Origin of the sequence: Actinobacillus equuli (assembly GCF_900636745.1) — a bacterium.
GTDB classification, from domain to species: domain Bacteria; phylum Pseudomonadota; class Gammaproteobacteria; order Enterobacterales; family Pasteurellaceae; genus Actinobacillus; species Actinobacillus equuli.
Window position 1 is genome coordinate 1481307 of record NZ_LR134310.1, and the last position, 18205, is coordinate 1499511.

An 18205-nucleotide genomic window follows, 5' to 3' on the forward strand; every position below is an offset into this window, starting at 1 on the left:
CATAATTTTTTGCAAAATTTAACGCAAATTTGACCGCTTGCCATTATGACAAGGAGAATCAATGAAAGGCACAATTCCTCGTTCGTTTATTGATGATCTTGTTGCACGTACCGACATCGTTGAGCTGATCAATAGCCGAGTCAAACTCAAGAAAGCAGGGCGAGATTATCAAGCCTGTTGTCCGTTTCATCACGAAAAAAGTCCTTCGTTTACCGTAAGTCAATCTAAACAGTTTTATCACTGCTTTGGTTGTGGTGTGCATGGTAATGCGATTAGCTTTTTGATGGATTACGATAAACTGGAATTTCCGGAGGCGGTTGAAGAACTTGCTGCGATGCAGGGCTTGGAAGTACCACGTGAAAATGTGATCGCTCGTGACGGCAAGCCTCAGGCGAGTTATAAAACTAAACGTAATTTATATGAGCTGTTAGAAGCGATTAGTCAGTTTTATCAACAAAACTTAACTCAAGATATTCCTAGCCAAAGCTACTTACAAAGCCGTGGATTGTCACCAGAAATCATTGCTCGTTTTGAGATTGGCTTTGCGCATAATTCAATGGATTCCGTATTACGCAAATTCGGCACGAATCGTGATGAAGTACAAAAATTGTTTGATACGGGCATGATTACGCAAAATGATAGCGGTCGAATTTATGATAAATTTCGCAATCGAGTGATGTTCCCGATTCGTGATAAACGCGGACGTGTGATAGCCTTTGGTGGGCGAGTGATGGGAGATGAGCGACCTAAATATCTGAATTCGCCGGAATCGGCAACTTACCATAAAGGTAATGAACTATACGGCTTATTCCAAGCTTTACAACAGAATGAAAACCCTACCTCACTGGTTGTGGTCGAAGGGTATATGGATGTGGTCGCATTGGCGCAATTCGGGGTAGATAACGTGGTGGCCTCACTTGGTACGGCAACTACCGGCGAACAAATACAGCAAATGTTCCGTGTTACAGAACAAGTGATCTGTTGTTACGACGGTGATAGAGCCGGAAGAGAAGCAGCATGGCGAGCGTTTGAAAATGCGCTGCCGTATTTGCATGACGGGCGTCAGCTGAAATTTATTTTCTTGCCGGATGGCGAAGATCCGGACAGTTTTGTACGAGTGCATGGTAAGCAAGGCTTTGAGGCATATTTGCAAAATGCAATGTCGCTTAGTGATTTTTTGTTTGATTCGTTGATTGCGCAGGTTGATCTCTCTAGCAAAGAAGGTAAATCGAAATTGGCAGCGCTGGCAGTGCCACTGATTAACCGTATTCCGGGGGAAATGTTGCGTGTTTATTTACGTAATATTCTCGGGCAAAAATTAGGCATTTTAGATCCGGCACAATTAGAGGCAATGTTGCCAAGTCGAGCACAATCCGTACAGAAACCGGCGGCACAAACATTGCAAATTAAGCGAACACCAATGCGTCTACTCGTTGCTTTATTATTGCAAAACCCTGAATTGGTTAAATTTGTACCGGATATTTCTGCTCTCAAAACGTTGGATGAGCCGGGATTTGAGTTATTACTGGAACTGGTTGATGTTTGCCAACAAAAAGTCGGAGTCTCAATGGGCGCATTACTTGAACATTGGCGAGATAAACCGAATTATCGCACTCTTGAGCTGTTAGCGAATTGGGATCATCTGGTAACACCGGAAAATATTGAAAGTACCTTTATTGAAACGCTTGATTTTCTTTATGCGAAATTAGTGGAAAAACGGATCGAAGTATTGATTGCTAAAGATCGTACAGTAGGTTTAAATGCAGAAGAAAAGCAAGAGTTGGTGATGTTAATTGCACAGTAATTAAGCGGTCATTTTTAAGAAATTTTTTGCAAAACTATCAAGAAAATCGCAATTAATGGTATAATCCAACACTATTTTTGCTCGCACACAAAACGGATACAATTATGGAACAACAATTAGAACAGCAATCTCAATTAGAACTTCTGATTGCCCAAGGGCGTGAACAAGGTTATTTAACCATTTCAGAAGTGCACGACCACTTACCAGAAGAGTTGGTTGATGCGGAGCAGATCGAAGATATTATTCAAATGATCAACGATATGGGGATCAAGGTATTAGAAACCGCCCCGGATACTGACGAGTTAATGCTCGCAGAGAATATCGCTGATGAAGATGTCGTGGAAGAAGCGACTAAAGTACTTTCAACCGTAGAATCGGAATTAGGCAGAACGACTGATCCGGTACGTATGTATATGCGTGAAATGGGTACGGTGGAATTACTTACTCGAGAAGGCGAAATTGATATCGCAAAACGTATCGAAGAAGGTATCAATGAAGTGCAATGTGCGGTTGCAGAATATCCGGAAGCGTTAACTGAATTAATTGGCTTTTATGCGCAAGTTGAAGAAGGCACAATGCGTTTGTCCGACTTAGTGACGGCGTTTGTTGATCCGAATGCGCAAGAAGAAGCAACGGTAGAAGATCTAGAAGCTGTGCTTGATGATGAAGATGCGGAAGCAGTTGCCGATGTGGATGATGAGAGTGAAGACGAAGAAAGCGATAGCAGCGCAGATACGGGTGATGATAACTCGATTGATCCTGAGTTAGCTCGTGAAAAATTCTATGCGCTACGTGAACAGCATGAAAAAGCGCTACAAGCGATTCAAAAGCACGGTCGTGGCCATAAAAAATCCAGAGAACATATTCAAGCACTTTCAGATATTTTCCGTGAGTTCCGTTTAGTGCCGAAGCAATTTGATCTACTTGTTGAGTCAATGCAAAAAATGATGAAGCAAGTGCGTGCGGAAGAACGTCAGATTCAACGTTATGCGGTTGAATATGCGCAAATGAAGAAGGCGGATTTCTTGAAATTATTCCAAGGTAACGAAACTTCGGAAGAATGGATTGAAAAAGCGATTAATGCGAAAAAAGGCGCAGCGCCGAAACTGGCTAACTATGTTGATCAAATTCGTGTCAATATCGCCAACTTACAGCGTATGGAGCAAAACACCGGTTTGACTGTGGCGCAAATTCGTGAAATCGGCGGTCGTATCGCAAATGGTGAGTTAAAAGCTCGCCGTGCGAAAAAAGAGATGGTGGAAGCTAACTTACGTTTAGTAATCTCTATTGCGAAGAAATATACCAACCGTGGTTTACAATTCTTAGATTTAATTCAGGAAGGTAACATCGGTTTGATGAAAGCGGTAGATAAGTTTGAATACCGTCGTGGTTACAAATTCTCGACTTATGCAACATGGTGGATTCGTCAGGCGATCACTCGTTCAATCGCAGACCAAGCGCGTACAATCCGTATTCCGGTGCATATGATCGAAACGATTAATAAACTTAACCGTATTTCTCGTCAATGTTTACAAGAAATGGGACGTGAGGCGACTCCGGAAGAGTTAGCGGAACGTATGGGAATGCCGGAAGATAAGATTCGTAAAGTATTGAAGATTGCGAAAGAGCCAATCTCAATGGAAACCCCGATTGGTGATGATGACGATTCACATTTAGGTGATTTTATTCAAGATGAAAGTCTTGAATTACCGTTAGATTCTGCAACGGCGGAAAGCTTACGTATCGCAACCAATGAAGTGTTAGAAGGCTTAACACCACGTGAAGCGAAAGTATTACGTATGCGTTTTGGTATCGATATGAATACTGACCACACTCTTGAGGAAGTTGGTAAACAATTTGATGTAACACGTGAACGTATTCGTCAGATTGAAGCGAAAGCGTTACGCAAACTTCGTCATCCAAGCCGTTCAGAAACTTTACGTAGTTTCTTAGACGACTAATAAATTAACTAGAAAATGCCCAACTATAAGAAGTTTGGGCATTTTTCTTTTATCGGTTTTAATTGCTGCCCGCCTAGGCTACAAGGCACAGGCTTACTTTTTATAGCATTTCATTATAAAATAACGGTTTTTTATCAGATTAAGGATTTACTTTTATGACATATCCAGCTTGCCCACAATGTAAAGGCGAAAATACTTACCATGACTCAATTCAATTCGTTTGCCCTGATTGTGCACATGAATGGACGGGTGAGGAAGTTGAAGAGCATGATGAAGATCAGTTAATCGTTAAAGATAGTAACGGTAATTTATTAGCTGATGGTGATGATGTTCTTTTAATCAAAGATTTAAAATTAAAAGGTTCGTCAGAAGTACTGAAGAAAGGAACTAAATTCAAAAATATCCGCTTAGTAAACGGTGACCACAATGTTGATTGTGGCAAAATTATGTTGAAATCGGAATTCTTGAAAAAAGCTTAATTGCTTATTAAATTTTGCTTATTTTAAACGCTCACTTTGGTGGGCGTTTTTTTATTTTATAGTTTATACATATTATTGATATAGATTTTATAGATTAAAACTATTGATTAAACTCAAATAATATTCTGTCTTTTTTAGGGATAATAAGATTTCATATTTCTGATGGGGGACTAATATGAAAAAATATTTACTTTCAGCCTTAGCCGTAGCTGGCATTGGCTATTTTTCACTTGTGGGATATGCGTATTGGTTCGATAAAGAACAAGCGCCTAAATTACTTGCTGCAGCCGAATTACCTGAATCACATCAAGCCGTTGCGGGTGTGATGTTTGAAAATGGCTGTCAATACTGTCATACACCAAATGCAGAATTACCTGCTTATTCAAAATTACCTATCGCAAGCCAAATGATGGCAGCAGATATTGAAAAAGGGACTCGCTTTTTCCGTTTTGACCGTTTAATTGAAGGAATGAAAGATCCAAGCAAACTTTCAGAAGCTGATTTGGCTAAGTTGGAGCAAGTTATTCGCAATGATGAAATGCCGATTGCGAAATATATTCATGTTCACTGGGGCGCTCGTCCGGATGCGGAACAGAAGAAAGTGATTTTGGATTGGATTACCGCACAGCGCCAAGCACACTTTTTACCAAAAGCGGAAGGGGCAGATGCAACACGTTTAGTCCAACCGATTCCTGAGCAACTTGCCACTGATCCGCATAAAGTGGCGTTAGGTGAAGGACTTTATTTTGACGGACGTTTATCTGATGACGGCTCAATCCAGTGTCATACTTGTCACCAATTAACGCAGGGTGGGGTGGATAACTTACCGGTATCGGAAGGAATTCATGGCTTAAAAGGCGGTATTAATGCACCAACTGTATTTAATGCGGCGTTTAATAAATGGCAATTCTGGGACGGCCGTGCGAAAACATTAGCAGATCAAGCGGGTGGTCCTCCAACCAATCCGGTTGAGATGGGGTCAAAAACTTGGGATGAGATTTTGGCTAAGTTGAGCAAAGATGAAGACTTTATGCAACGTTTCCTTGCGGTTTATCCACATCTTGATCAAGCAAATGTGACCGATGCGATTGGTGAATTCGAGAAAACGCTTATCACACCAAATAGTGCATTCGACCGTTTCTTAAAAGGTGAACAAAATGCGTTAACTGACGTACAAAAACGTGGTTATGAGCATTTCAAAAATGCGAAATGTGATACCTGTCATACCGGTACGGCAATGGGCGGACAATCATTTGAATATATGGGCTTATACGGCGATTACTTCAAAGATCGCGGTACGGAATTAACGGAAGCGGATCACGGTCGTTATGCGGTAACTAAGGATCCAAGTGATATGCACCGTTTCAAAGTGCCGACTTTACGTAACGTGGCGTTAACTGCACCATATATGCACGATGCAAGTGCGAAAGACTTAAAAGAAGCGGTTCGCATTATGGGTATTTACCAAAGCAATAAACAGTTCTCTGATACGGAGCTTAATGAGTTAGTTGCTTTCTTAGAATCACTAACCGGTGAATATAAAGGCAAATTGCTAACTAATGAAAAAGTGAAATAATTTCACATAAACAAGCGGTGGGATTTCTGCAAAACTTTGCAAACATCCCACCGTTTTTTTATTTATTCAGCAATGCTTCGATTTCCTTCGGAAGCAATTTGGGTTCCGGTACGAACAATTGTTTGTGCCGCTGTAGCTCGCCTTTTTCCAACACAATACTACTTTTAGGCACTTTGAATAACTTGCTCAAATATTTCAGCAAATGCGCGTTAGCCGCACCGTCGACCGGTGGTGCGGTAATCGCAATTTTGAGTTCGTTATCGTGTAAACCGACAATTTGATCGCGACTTGCCTTTGGTTGTAAAAAAATCCGCAGGCGGATGCCACGCGGATTTTCAATACGTTCTACCGCTTTCATATTAAGCGATCGCCCAAAGTACGCCAAATACGCGATAGAAAAGGTTATTGAGCAGAATTAAGCCGAACCCGAGTACCATCACCGAAAAATCTAACATACCGGTACGCGGTAATAATTTACGGATAAAGCCTAATACCGGCTCGGTAATTTGTGCCACCATATAATCTAACGGGTGATCGCCACGTGTGACCCAACTCATTAAGGCACGAATTAAAGTGGTGAAAAACAGAATTTGACCGAAGGTTTTAACCACGCCGAGTAAGCCAGCTAATACTGCCATTGCAACGGGTACGCCTAACACAAATTTCTCGAATGCAAGCAATAGCAACGCAATCAGTAATGCGGCAAAATTGATGTGTTTTACGGTCGGGATCACTTTACTTACCGGATTCACTAAGGGTGAAGTAAGGCGTAAAAGGGATTGGGATAACGGCATATAGGGATCAACACGGCAAAATTGAAGCCAAGTACGCAAAATTAATACAAAGCTAAAAAAGCCAATAATGATTGAAAGAACCGGGGCTAGAAATTCCATCTATCTTCCTCTTATAAAAAATATCTCTATAAACTATTCGGGCGGGAATACACCCGCCCTCATGATAGAAAGCGGTCGGAATTTGCAATTTTTTTGCAAAATTTAACCGCTTGTTGCTAAAACATTAGCCTTGAACCGGATAATCCCACCAGATGTCGAATAAATCGCTTACTTCAACTTGAGTTAAACCATTGTTTTCTAACCAAGTTTTTACTAATTGTTGGTGAGATTCATCACATTTGCCTAATTTTTCTAAGCAAACTAAACCTTCCCAATGTAAATAACCGCTACCTTCATAAGCTAAACCGTTTGGTTTGATTACTTCTGAGATAAAACGATCTACGGTTAAATCAATTTGATCAATACCTGTGTTTTCCGCAAATTGGAATTTTACTAAGAAGCCTAATTCTTGGAATTCTGCTAAGTGCATTTTTTTACGCTGACGCGCGTTACGCTGAATAGCCATTTGTATCTCCCCTTATTTAATGAGAATGGATAGTTAAAATCAATCGTTAAACCGATTGTGCTTGTTTAACGAAATATAAGTCCCACACACCGTGTCCAAGACGATGGCCGCGTTCTTCAAACTTGGTTAAAGGACGGAAATCCGGGCGTGGAATAAAGTCATTGGTTGCCGAAGTATTGCGTAATTCTTTCTCGAATTGACGTAATACTTCCAACATATGTTCTGCGTAGTTTTCCCAGTCGGTTGCGAAATGGATAAAACCATTATCACCTAATTTAGTTAGCACTCGAGTGATAAATTCCGGCTGTACGATACGGCGTTTATGGTGTTTCGCTTTTTGCCACGGATCTGGGAAATAGAGTTGTAAACCGCCTAATGCTCCGTCAGCAATCGCATCACGTAAAATTTCTGTTGCGTCATGGCAAATCACACGCAAGTTTTTTACACCTTTTTCTAATGCATAAGCGATACAAGCGCCAACACCCGGTGTATGCACTTCAATACCGATGTAGTTACGATCCGGATTTTGTTCCGCCATTTCAACCAATGAACGTCCCATACCGAAGCCGATTTCTAACACAACCGGATTGTTGTTACCGAAAATCTGTTCAAAATTGAAAGGCGTGTTTTGATAATCCAAACCGAGATTCGCCCAGTTGTTATTCATCATGTCACGTTGGTAATCGCTCAAACGCCCGGTACGTAATACGAAACTACGCACTTTACGGAGATAGCGACCGTCTTCAGTGAATTCGGCTTGTTCTACGGTTTTACGTTTTTTATCTGCAAAAGTTTGTTTTTCTGACATTTGTAAAAATTCTATCTTTTTTGACCGCTTGTTAGAGACGATTTTGGTTAAAAACGAACAAGGGCAGAACCCCAAGTCCAACCGCCACCAAATGCTTCAAGTAATAATAATTGACCGCGTTGAATACGTCCGTCACGAACCGCTTCATCTAACGCAATAGGAACGGTTGCCGCACTATTGTTACCATATTTCTCAACAGTTAATACCACTTGCGACATATCCATTTCGAGTTTTTTAGCGGTTGCGGCAATAATACGAATATTCGCTTGATGCGGCACTAACCAGTCTAAATCCGATTTTTGTAAGTTATTGACTTCGAGTGTTTCTTCTACCACGCTTGAAAGTTGACCGACCGCTAATTTAAAGGTTGCGTTCCCTTGCATTTGAATAAAGCCGGATTTCTCATTACCACGCTGTTGTGCCGGTAATGTCAGCATATACTCAGTATCAGAAGAAGAATGTAAGTGAGTGGAAATGACGCCCGGCTCTTCACTTGCTTCAAGGATGACTGCTCCCGCACCATCACTGAATAGCACCACGGTACTACGATCAGTTTCATCTAATACGCGAGAATTTAAATCAGAGCCGATTACCAGCGCTTTTTTTACTTTTCCGGTACGTACAAATTGATCAGCAACACTTAATGCATAAACAAAACCCGTACAAGCGGCAGCAACATCAAATGCAATCGCATCTTGGATATCTAACATACCTTGAATTTGGCAGGCTGCACTTGGATAAGCGTGTGAATTAGTTGTGGTACCAACTACAATGAGATCAATTTCATTGTGATCAATTTTCGCCATTTCTAGTGCTTTTTTAGCTGCTTGCGCACCCATCGTTGCAACAGTTTCATCTGCAGCAGCAATACGGCGTTCTTTCATACCAGAACGGGTGAAGATCCATTCATCGGTAGTATCAACCATCTTTTCTAAATCAGCATTAGTACGAATTTGAGCAGGTAAATAGCTACCTGTTGCTAAAATTTTGCTGTACATATTTTGTTCTCTATAAATTTTGATGTAATTTGTTTAAACCTTGCGAAATTTTATCAGGAATTTGCTTTTGGATCTGCCCAATTGCATGATCAATTGCATAAAAATATGCATTAGCGCTTGCTCCTCCATGGCTTTTTACAACCACAGAAGATAATCCTAGTAAGGTTGCCCCATTGTGGCGATCCGGATTGATTTGTTGCAATTTCCGATAAGAACGATAAAAAATAACTCGTAATAAATAACGTTTAGCACTTTGGCAAATAAAAGAACCTTCAGAGGAGCGCTTGAGTAGTGAAAGAATATTTTTTGCCGCACCTTCCACCGCTTTTAGGGCTATATTTCCGGTAAAACCGTCACACACAATGACATCCGCCATATGATTCATCAGCTTATCGCTTTCTAGAAAACCGATATAATTTAAATCATTTCGTTGCTGTAAACGTTTATCCGTGTCACGAATGGTCTGAGTACCTTTACTATTTTCTACACCGATATTCAATAGTGCCAAACGTGGATAGACTAAGTCTAACATCGCTTCGGCAAAAATATTTCCCATTTCGGCAAACTGGATAAGTAAATCACCATCCGCTTCAACGTTAGCACCTAAATCAAGCATCACGCTAGATTTTCCGTCCATACTCGGAATGAGCGTTGCAAGAGCCGGACGTTCAATATTCGGTAGCGGTTCTATTAATATTTTAGCTAAGCCCATTAATGCAGCAGTATTTCCACCGCTAATGCACCCTTGTGCTTCACCATTGGCGACCGCTTCTAATGCCAAACGCATAGAACTTCCTTTACTTTTTCGCAATGCTTGCATAAAAGGAAGATTTGCATCAATAGTATGCGGCGTATGGACAAATTGAATACGTTTTAGCTGATCGTTAGGGAGAACATTCAGAAAAGGACTTGCTTGGCGTTGATCGCCAAATAGTATAAAAGATAGCATCGGATTTTTTGCCAATGCTAGAGATAATGCAGGGATAGTAACACGGGGACCAAAGTCCCCGCCCATCACATCTAACGCAAGGGTTAGACGATTCAACTGATACCTCGAAACTAACCGAGATTATTTGTTGATTACTTTACGACCACGGTAGTAACCGTCAGCAGTTACGTGGTGACGTAAGTGAGTTTCACCAGTTGTTTTATCTACTGAAACTGCTGCTGTTGTTAATGCATCGTGTGAACGACGCATATCACGACGTGAACGAGATTTCTTATTTTGTTGAACAGCCATTGGCTATACTCCTAGATCTAGTTTTTCTTTAAATTAGCTAATACAGCGAACGGGTTAGGTTTCTTCGCCAATTCTTCAGGCAATTCGCCAAACACCTGTTCACTCACGGACACTTCACAGTGTTCTTCACTATGCATCGGGACTAGAGGTAATTCGATGATAAACTCATCTTCAATCATATCTAGTAAATTTACTTCACCAAACTCGTTTACTTCGATAGGTTCATAAATTTCGGGCAAATTGTCCGCCTGATCCATATTAGACACTGGACTGAAACAAAATGAACAGTCGAGTGTTTGTGTAAACGGGTTACCGCATCGTTGGCAATCAAATTCCACCTCAACTTTAGCCATACCTTTAATGACGGTTAAGCGTTGTGGATCGATATATAACGAGAGAGTAACTTGTGCATCGCTTAGCACATTGCTCACAGATTCACCCAAACGACTAAGGAGACTACTTGAAATGTAGCCTTCGTAATCCATTCGACGCTGTGCGTCTTTATATGGGTCAATGGTGAGGGGTAGTTTTACCTTTTGCATAGGGTGTGCATATTACAGATAGAAAGCAAAATAGTCAAAGAGAAAATCGGATTTTTCTAAAATATGTCCGGATTGATAATGAATCTCTCACTCGGGTTTGACATAAGGTAAATTATGCTAATTTTTTCTAGGTAATTTGACCACTAACCATAGCAAAAAAGACATAAAACTGGTACTTTTATCATCTAGCTGAAAATTATTCTTATTTTACGTTAAACACGGGACAATAATGTTATCTGCTATTCTGGCGATCCTTGCTTATTTAGGCGCTTTATTATGGGTGGCTCCGACCGTAGCCAATTTAGAAAACCAAGCCAATAACCAAAAGCCGAATATTAAAGCGGTCTTTGGCATCGGTTTGCTTGCTGTGTTATTTCATGCGATTAGCTTGTCTCAAGCGTTTATTTCAACTGAGAACGGACAAAACTTTTCGCTTTCTAATGTCAATTCGTTGATGAGCTTCTTGCTCAGTGCATTTGCGACACTGGCGTTACCTCGTTGGAGAACGATTTGGTTTCCGCTTATGGTCGTTTATACCTTTGGTATTTGCAGCGTGGCGGTGTCAAGTTTTGCGACAGGGAATTTTATTAAAAACTTAGCGGATAATCCGGGTTTAGTATTCCACTTAGGTATTGCGCTATTTTCGTATGCTTTATTCTTTTTAGCGTTGCTTTATGCATTACAGCTAAAATGGTTAGATAAAAAACTGAAAAGCAAAAAACCGGTATTTTGCAGTATGTTGCCACCGTTAATGACCGTTGAACGTCATTTCTTCACTTTGACGTTAGCGGCACAGGCGATGCTGACGGTAACATTAATTTCCGGCATGATTTATCTGCATAATTTCTTTGCGCCAGAGCAAATTCATAAAGCGATTTTTTCTTTTATCGCTTGGATCGTTTATACGATTTTATTACTCGGACAATGGAAATTCCGTTGGCGTGGAAATCGGGTGCTAATTTATTCGATTTTAGGTACAATATTATTGACTATCGGTTATTTCGGTAGTCATGTGATTTCTTAATCACGAGCGGAAGCGGTCGGATTTTCGGCATTTTTTGCAAATTATTTTTCAAATTTGACCGCTTAATTATTCATTTATATAGGACTTTTATTTTGGACAGTATTCCCCTGAGTACTCTTTTTATTTCACTCGCAATTCTTTTATTCCTTTCTGCATTTTTCTCAAGTTCTGAAACAGGGCTAATGTCGCTCAACCGCTATAAAATGCGTCACCTTGCCGAAAGCGGTCACAAGGGGGCGAAACTTGCGGAAAAACTTCTCAACAAGACGGATGTATTACTCAGTCTTATCCTTATTTGTAATAACTTAGTCAATATTGCCGCTTCTGCGATTGCTACGGTGATTGGTATGCGTTTAGCCGGTGATGCCGGTGTGGCGATTGCAACCGGTGCATTGACCTTTGTAATGCTGGTTTTCTCAGAAATTTTACCGAAAACCATTGCGGCGATTTACCCGGAAAAAATCGGATTTTTTGCTAGTTATATCTTAACACCGTTAAAAAAATTATTAATGCCGTTAGTATTTTTAATGAATTTAATCATTAGTGCTTTAATGAAATTATTACGCGTTAAAAAAGATGAAAATAAAGGATTGAGTGCGGAAGAATTACGCGGTGTGGTTTTAGAAGCCGGAAAATTTATTCCGACCGAGCACCAAGAGATGTTAATTTCCATTTTAGATATGGAAAAAGTGACGGTCGAAGACATTATGGTGCCCCGCAACGACATTGGCGGTATTGATATTGATGACGATTGGAAATCAATTATGCGTCAATTAAACCATGCGGCACACGCCCGAGTGGTGCTTTATAAAGGCAATATGGATAAAAATGTACTCGGTATGTTGCGTGTAAGGGAAGCTTTCCGCTTACTGTTGGAAAAAGACGAACCAAGTAAAGAAACACTGATTCGAGCAGTGGATGAGGTTTACTTTATTCCGGAAGGTACGCCTTTGACGACTCAGCTAATGAATTTTAAAACCAATAAAGAACGTATTGGTTTAGTGGTAGATGAATATGGTGATATTAAAGGTTTAGTCACTTTAGAAGATATTTTGGAAGAGATTGTCGGTGAATTTACCACCTCAACTGCTCCAAGTTTGGCAGAAGAAGTGAAGCAACAATCGGATGGTTCGGTCATTATTGAAGGCTCGGCAAATTTACGCGATCTGAATAAGCTGTTCGGTTGGAATTTGCCAGTTGATGAAGTGCGAACTTTCAATGGCTTAATTTTGGAACATCTTGAAAAGATTCCGGATGAAGACACTCAATTTGAACTGAATAATTTAAAAGTGACGGTGTTGGAAGTGGCAGACAATATGGTAAAACAAGCGAAAGTTGAGCCAATATCCACATCAGAAGAAAACTAAACCAGTAAGCGGTCGATTTGGTAAAATTTTTTGCGAAATCGACCGCTTGTTTATTTTGTATAGCTGTCCTATTTTAGTTTGTTTTTTAAGCTAATAAAATTCAAACAGTTGTGCTACAAATTTAACAATGAATTTATATAAATATCTGAATCTATATTGATGTTAGATGAATATGCTAAATTTATAATATCATTCTAGTTTAAATCACTGATAAACTCTAAAAAATCACGTCTAAATTTTATTTTATTCTCTTTACATCTTAACAATTCTTCGGCATATTTCTCGTCCTTGCGATCTCTATTCGCAACCGATTTTCTTTGATTCTAAATAAAACTAATGTATTTAAAATTTAACATTTGAGGTGTCTCTCGTGTCTTCTAGCAACGCAACTTCAGCAAAACGAGCCACGTTTTCCGGCCGTAATGCTTTTATTATCGCAGCCATCGGCTCTGCCGTTGGTTTAGGAAACATTTGGCGTTTCCCTTATACCACTTATGAAAATGGCGGTGGTGCATTTATTATTCCTTATATCGTAGCGCTTTTAACCGCAGGTATTCCGTTATTGTTTTTAGATTTTGCAATCGGTCATCGCCACCGTGGTGCGGCGCCATTGTCATTCCGCCGTTTAAACCGTCATTTTGAAGTATTTGGTTGGTGGCAAGTATTAGTAAATGTGATTATCGGTATTTATTATGCTGTGGTGCTTGGTTGGGCGGCCGTTTATACCTATTTTTCTCTGACTAAAGCGTGGGGAGATAAACCGGTTGATTTTTTTGTCGGCGAATTCTTAAAAATGGGTGATATCGCAAATGGTATCAGCTTTGAATTTGTGGGTATGGTAGTTGGCCCGCTTATTGCCGTATGGATTATTGCTTTAATCGTATTGGCATTAGGGGTAGAGAAAGGTATCGCAAAATCATCAAGCATTTTGATGCCGGTATTGGTTATCATGTTTATTGTGTTGGTAATCTCATCGTTATTTTTACCGGGTGCAGCGAAAGGTTTAAATGCGTTATTTACACCGGATTGGACGAAATTAGCCGATCCGAGCGTATGGATTGCAGCGTATGGCCAAATCTTTTTCTCGCTTTCAATTTGCTTCGGTATCATGATTACCTATTCTTCATATCTGAAGAAAGATGCGGATCTTACCGGTACGGGTATGGTGGTAGGCTTTGCCAACTCAAGTTTTGAAGTATTAGCCGGTATCGGGGTATTCGCAGCATTAGGTTTTATGGCAACCGCTGCCGGTCAGGAAGTGAGTGAAGTGGCGAAAGGCGGTATCGGTCTAGCGTTCTTTGCTTTCCCGACGATTATCAATGAAGCACCAATGGGGACATTACTTGGCGTGTTGTTCTTCGGTTCATTAACCTTTGCGGCGTTAACTTCTTTCATTTCAGTAATTGAAGTAATTATTGCCGCAGTTCAAGACAAATTAAAACTTGGTCGTGTGGCTTCAACATTTATTGTTGGTTTACCAATGATGGTGGTATCTGTGGTGTTATTCGGTACCACAACTGGCTTACCGATGTTGGATGTGATGGATAAATTTGTTAATAACTTCGGTATTGTTGCGGTAGCCTTTGCTTCGTTAGTGGCGATTGTGGCAAAAGGTAAGCTCAGTACGCTTGGTCACCATATCAATAAAACTTCATCAATTAAGGTTGGCACGTTCTGGCGTTTATCTGTAGTAGTTACCACTGGGGTATTAGCCTTTATGTTATTCAGTGAAGCGATCAAAGTGTTTAACGAAGGATACGAAGGTTATCCGAGTTGGTTTGTGAATAGCTTCGGTTGGGGCATGGCAGTTGCGTTGGTTATCGTAGCGTTTATTCTGTCTCGCTTAAAATGGCATAACGAAACGGAATTTAATCCGGAAAACGAATAGGAGAAGAGTATGAGTACTCCAGCAATTATTATGATGAGCATTGCGCTCGTGATTATTTGGGGCGGATTAGCTTTTGCGGTTAAACGCTTACCAAAAGAATAAAAATTCACAAAAATAAGTAAATAATTGGCCGCTTGTTGTCTTAATAAGCGGTCTTTTTTTACAGTAAAATTTCAAAAAATGTTCTATCTGTGAAAATTAATTTCATTAATAAATAAATTAATTTAAATGATAATGATTAATAATTAATCAGCCAAATCAGATAAATGAGACTTAGATCACAAATCTAATAAATGTCATTTGTGTTATGTAAAGATTTATCTACAATTTACTCCGATTTTCACTCTATTTGAAAAGAAATTTCATAAGAATCCCATTAAGGAGTAAATAATGAGCATTGCTATTATCATAGCGACCCACGGTGTTGCAGCAGAGCAGCTTCTCAAAACGACTGAGATGTTGATCGGCGAGCAGTCAGACGTTGCCTATATCGACTTCGTGCCTGGCGAAAATGCAGAAACCATTATGGGTAAATATCAAGCATTGGTGGAAGGCGAATTATCACATTGTGATCAAGTGCTTTTCCTTGTTGATATGTGGGGCGGTAGTCCGTTTAATGCGGCAAACCGTTTCCAAGAAGGCAAAACCAATATGGACGTAGTAACCGGCGTGAATATTCCAATGCTGGTAAATGCGTGTATGGCTCGTGATGATGTTGAATCGCTAGAAGAATTAGTTGAGGTCGCGTTAGAAGCTGGTTCAACAGGCGTACGTTCATTAAATCACCAACCGGCTGCAGCAGAACCGGCAGCACCTGCGGCACAACCGCAACAGGCAGCGCCTGCACCACAACAACAAATTGTGGATGACGGTCGCCGTATGACGATTGCGTTAGCTCGTATTGATGACCGTTTAATTCACGGTCAGGTTGCAACCGTATGGACAAAAGAAAGTAAAGTAAAACGTATCATCGTAGTAAATGATGATGTGGCTAAAGATAAAGTACGTTCTACGATGCTGAAAAGTGTGGCTCCACTAGGTGTAACGGCTCACGTAGTTGATGTTGCGAAAATGATTCGTGTATATAACAACCCTGAATATGCCGATGATCGTGTAATGCTATTATTTACTAACCCGAGTGATGTATTAACGTTAATTGAAGGCGGTGTTCCGTTAACTTCAATCAACGTAGGTGGTATCTCTCATAAAGAGGGTAAACAAATGGTTAGCCATGCGGTAGCCGTGGATCAAAAAGATATTGATGCATTTAAAGCGATTGACGCAAAAGGCGTTGAATTAGAAGTGCGTAAAGTATCAAGCGATAGCCGTCAAGCAATGATGGATCTATTGAAAAAGAATAACTTAATTTAAGGGAAATTATTATGGAACTCTCATTCTTACAAATTCTTTTAGTGTTCCTTGCCGCTTGTATTTCAGGCGCAGGTTCAATCCTTGATGAATGGCAAACCCAGCGTCCAATCGTGGCGTGTACATTAGTCGGTTTAGCGTTATCAGTAGGTGCGCCGGATTCTGCGGAAGTGATTAAAAATGCAATCATTATCGGTGGTACGCTTGAATTAATGGCATTAGGTTGGATGAACATCGGTGCGGCAGTTGCACCGGATGCGGCATTAGCTTCTGTTGTTTCAACTATCCTTGTTATTGTTGGCGGTCAAGAAATCGCAACAGGTATCGCAGTTGCAATTCCACTTGCAGCGGCAGGTCAAGTATTAACTTATGTAGTACGTGCAATTACCGTTGGTTTCCAACACGCGGCAGATAAATCAATCGAAGACGGTAGCTTAACTCGCTTAGACTGGTTACACCGTGGTGCGTTAATGCTTCAAGTAATGCGTATTGCAATCCCGGCGCTTGTTGTTGCGTTAACAGCAGGTACTGACGTTGTACAAACAATGTTAAATGCAATTCCGCCGGTTGTGACAACAGGTCTTAAAATTGCAGGTGGCTTTATTGCGGTAGTAGGTTACGCAATGGTTATCAATATGATGCGTGCGGGTCACTTAATGCCTTTCTTCTTCGCAGGTTTCGTTATTGCAGGCTTTACTGATTTCAACCTTGTTGCACTAGGTGCATTAGGTGCAATCATGGCATTGCTTTACATCCAATTACATCCTAAATACAACAAAAGCCAACAAGTTGTGGTAGCACAAGCAGCTGATAACGGCTTAGACAACCGCTTAGACTAAGAAGGAATTTACTATGACTACTGAAATCAAAAAAGTAACAAAAAGTGATTTGAATGCGGTTGTTCGTCGTTCAAACTTATTCCAAGGTTCATGGAACTTTGAACGTATGCAAGGCTTAGGTTTTGCTTACTCAATGGTACCGGTTATCAAACGTTTATATCCGGATCAAAACTCACAAGAACGTAAAGATGCGATTAAACGTCACTTAGAATTCTTCAATACTCAACCATTCGTTGCTGCACCGGTATTAGGTGTGACGATTGCGATGGAAGAAGAGCGTGCAAACGGTAAAGAGATCGACAATGCGGCAATCAACGGTATTAAAGTTGGTTTAATGGGACCGCTTGCCGGTGTGGGTGACCCAATCTTCTGGGGTACGGTTCGTCCGGTATTTGCAGCGCTTGGTGCGGGTATCGCATTAAACGGTTCAATCCTTGGTCCGATTTTATTCTTCGTATTATTTAACCTTGTTCGTTTAGCGACCCGTTACTACGGTGTAACTTACGGTTATAAAAAAGGTTTAGACGTAGTACAAGATATGAGTGGCGGCTTGTTACAAAAATTAACGGAAGGTGCATCAATCCTTGGTTTATTTATCATGGGGGCGTTAGTTCAGAAATGGACAAGCATCAATGTACCACTTGTAGTTTCTACGATTCAAATGCAAGACGGTACGGAACAAACAACAACCGTACAACAGATTCTTGATAGTTTAATGCCAGGTTTATTACCGTTATTATTAACATTTGCTTGTATGTGGTTACTACGTAACCGTGTCAATGCACTTTGGATTATCGTAGGCTTCTTTGTTATCGGTATCTTAGGTGCAGCAACAGGTGCATTAGCTTAATATTGCTTTTCCACGGAAACCGACTTACTCTAATAATATAGATATAATTTGTGTTTCCGTGGTTTTATTTTACAAGCGGTAAAATTTGCGGATTTTTTTACA

19 protein-coding genes are annotated in these 18205 nt (G+C 40.4%); 11 read left to right on the forward strand and 8 right to left on the reverse strand.

All coding sequences use genetic code 11. The features are described from left to right. The first annotated feature begins 61 nt into the window (after positions 1-61). From dnaG to EL121_RS07040, 4 genes are all read left to right on the forward strand, one after another. Positions 62-1804 (forward strand): DNA primase, encoded by a 1743-nt coding sequence (gene dnaG, locus EL121_RS07025; protein WP_039198703.1) that lies wholly within the window; start codon positions 62-64, stop codon positions 1802-1804. A gap of 104 nt (positions 1805-1908) precedes the next feature. Next, positions 1909-3765: an RNA polymerase sigma factor RpoD gene (gene rpoD, locus EL121_RS07030; protein ID WP_039198704.1), complete on the forward strand. Its 1857-nt coding sequence runs from the start codon at positions 1909-1911 to the stop codon at positions 3763-3765. Positions 3766-3920: 155 nt separating this feature from the next. Beyond that, a complete protein-coding gene (locus tag EL121_RS07035) occupies positions 3921-4244 on the forward strand; it encodes a zinc ribbon domain-containing protein YjdM (RefSeq protein ID WP_005621693.1) in 324 nt (107 codons plus the stop codon). Positions 4245-4419: 175 nt separating this feature from the next. Beyond that, positions 4420-5820 (forward strand): cytochrome-c peroxidase, encoded by a 1401-nt coding sequence (locus EL121_RS07040; RefSeq protein WP_039198706.1) that lies wholly within the window; start codon positions 4420-4422, stop codon positions 5818-5820. 58 nt (positions 5821-5878) lie between these two features. Here EL121_RS07040 and yggU read toward each other — a convergent pair whose 3' ends face one another. The 8 genes from yggU to yceD form a co-directional block, all read right to left on the reverse strand. Next, positions 5879-6178, reverse strand: a complete 300-nt coding sequence (yggU, locus tag EL121_RS07045; protein WP_039198707.1) for a DUF167 family protein YggU — start codon at positions 6176-6178, stop codon at positions 5879-5881. A gap of 1 nt (position 6179) precedes the next feature. Then, positions 6180-6713, reverse strand: coding sequence for a YggT family protein (locus EL121_RS07050; RefSeq protein WP_039198710.1), 534 nt, complete (start codon positions 6711-6713; stop codon positions 6180-6182). A gap of 124 nt (positions 6714-6837) precedes the next feature. Next, positions 6838-7179, reverse strand: coding sequence for a YggL family protein (locus tag EL121_RS07055; protein WP_039198712.1), 342 nt, complete (start codon positions 7177-7179; stop codon positions 6838-6840). Between the two features lie 46 nt (positions 7180-7225). Then, positions 7226-7987 (reverse strand): tRNA (guanosine(46)-N7)-methyltransferase TrmB, encoded by a 762-nt coding sequence (gene trmB / locus EL121_RS07060; protein WP_039198715.1) that lies wholly within the window; start codon positions 7985-7987, stop codon positions 7226-7228. A gap of 47 nt (positions 7988-8034) precedes the next feature. Then, the gene (locus EL121_RS07065; RefSeq protein WP_039198718.1) at positions 8035-8985 is read right to left on the reverse strand and encodes a beta-ketoacyl-ACP synthase III; all 951 of its coding nucleotides are present in this window, start codon (positions 8983-8985) and stop codon (positions 8035-8037) included. 10 nt (positions 8986-8995) lie between these two features. Continuing rightward, positions 8996-10030 carry a phosphate acyltransferase PlsX gene (gene plsX / locus EL121_RS07070; protein WP_039198720.1) on the reverse strand — a complete coding sequence of 345 codons (1035 nt, stop codon included), beginning with the start codon at positions 10028-10030 and terminating at the stop codon, positions 8996-8998. A 24-nt stretch (positions 10031-10054) separates the two neighbouring features. Continuing rightward, positions 10055-10225, reverse strand: a complete 171-nt coding sequence (gene rpmF / locus EL121_RS07075) for a 50S ribosomal protein L32 (protein ID WP_005598552.1) — start codon at positions 10223-10225, stop codon at positions 10055-10057. Between the two features lie 17 nt (positions 10226-10242). Continuing rightward, the gene (gene yceD / locus EL121_RS07080) at positions 10243-10767 is read right to left on the reverse strand and encodes a 23S rRNA accumulation protein YceD (protein ID WP_039198722.1); all 525 of its coding nucleotides are present in this window, start codon (positions 10765-10767) and stop codon (positions 10243-10245) included. A 229-nt stretch (positions 10768-10996) separates the two neighbouring features. Between yceD and EL121_RS07085 the strand changes: the two genes are divergently transcribed. The 7 genes from EL121_RS07085 (at position 10997) to EL121_RS07115 (ending at position 18103) form a co-directional block, all read left to right on the forward strand. After that, positions 10997-11791 carry a cytochrome C assembly family protein gene (locus tag EL121_RS07085; protein WP_039198725.1) on the forward strand — a complete coding sequence of 265 codons (795 nt, stop codon included), beginning with the start codon at positions 10997-10999 and terminating at the stop codon, positions 11789-11791. Positions 11792-11883: 92 nt separating this feature from the next. Next, positions 11884-13158, forward strand: coding sequence for an HlyC/CorC family transporter (locus tag EL121_RS07090; RefSeq protein WP_129545055.1), 1275 nt, complete (start codon positions 11884-11886; stop codon positions 13156-13158). Positions 13159-13528: 370 nt separating this feature from the next. Then, entirely contained in the window at positions 13529-15046 is a 1518-nt protein-coding gene (locus EL121_RS07095; RefSeq protein WP_039198729.1) for a sodium-dependent transporter, read from the forward strand. 9 nt (positions 15047-15055) lie between these two features. Next, positions 15056-15148 carry a methionine/alanine import family NSS transporter small subunit gene (locus tag EL121_RS07100; protein ID WP_015674419.1) on the forward strand — a complete coding sequence of 31 codons (93 nt, stop codon included), beginning with the start codon at positions 15056-15058 and terminating at the stop codon, positions 15146-15148. A gap of 288 nt (positions 15149-15436) precedes the next feature. Next, entirely contained in the window at positions 15437-16417 is a 981-nt protein-coding gene (gene manX / locus EL121_RS07105; protein ID WP_039198730.1) for a PTS mannose transporter subunit IIAB, read from the forward strand. An 11-nt stretch (positions 16418-16428) separates the two neighbouring features. Further along, positions 16429-17253, forward strand: a complete 825-nt coding sequence (locus EL121_RS07110) for a PTS mannose/fructose/sorbose transporter subunit IIC (protein WP_018652371.1) — start codon at positions 16429-16431, stop codon at positions 17251-17253. A gap of 13 nt (positions 17254-17266) precedes the next feature. Continuing rightward, a complete protein-coding gene (locus tag EL121_RS07115) occupies positions 17267-18103 on the forward strand; it encodes a PTS mannose transporter subunit IID (protein ID WP_018652372.1) in 837 nt (278 codons plus the stop codon). The last annotated feature ends 102 nt before the right edge of the window (positions 18104-18205 follow it).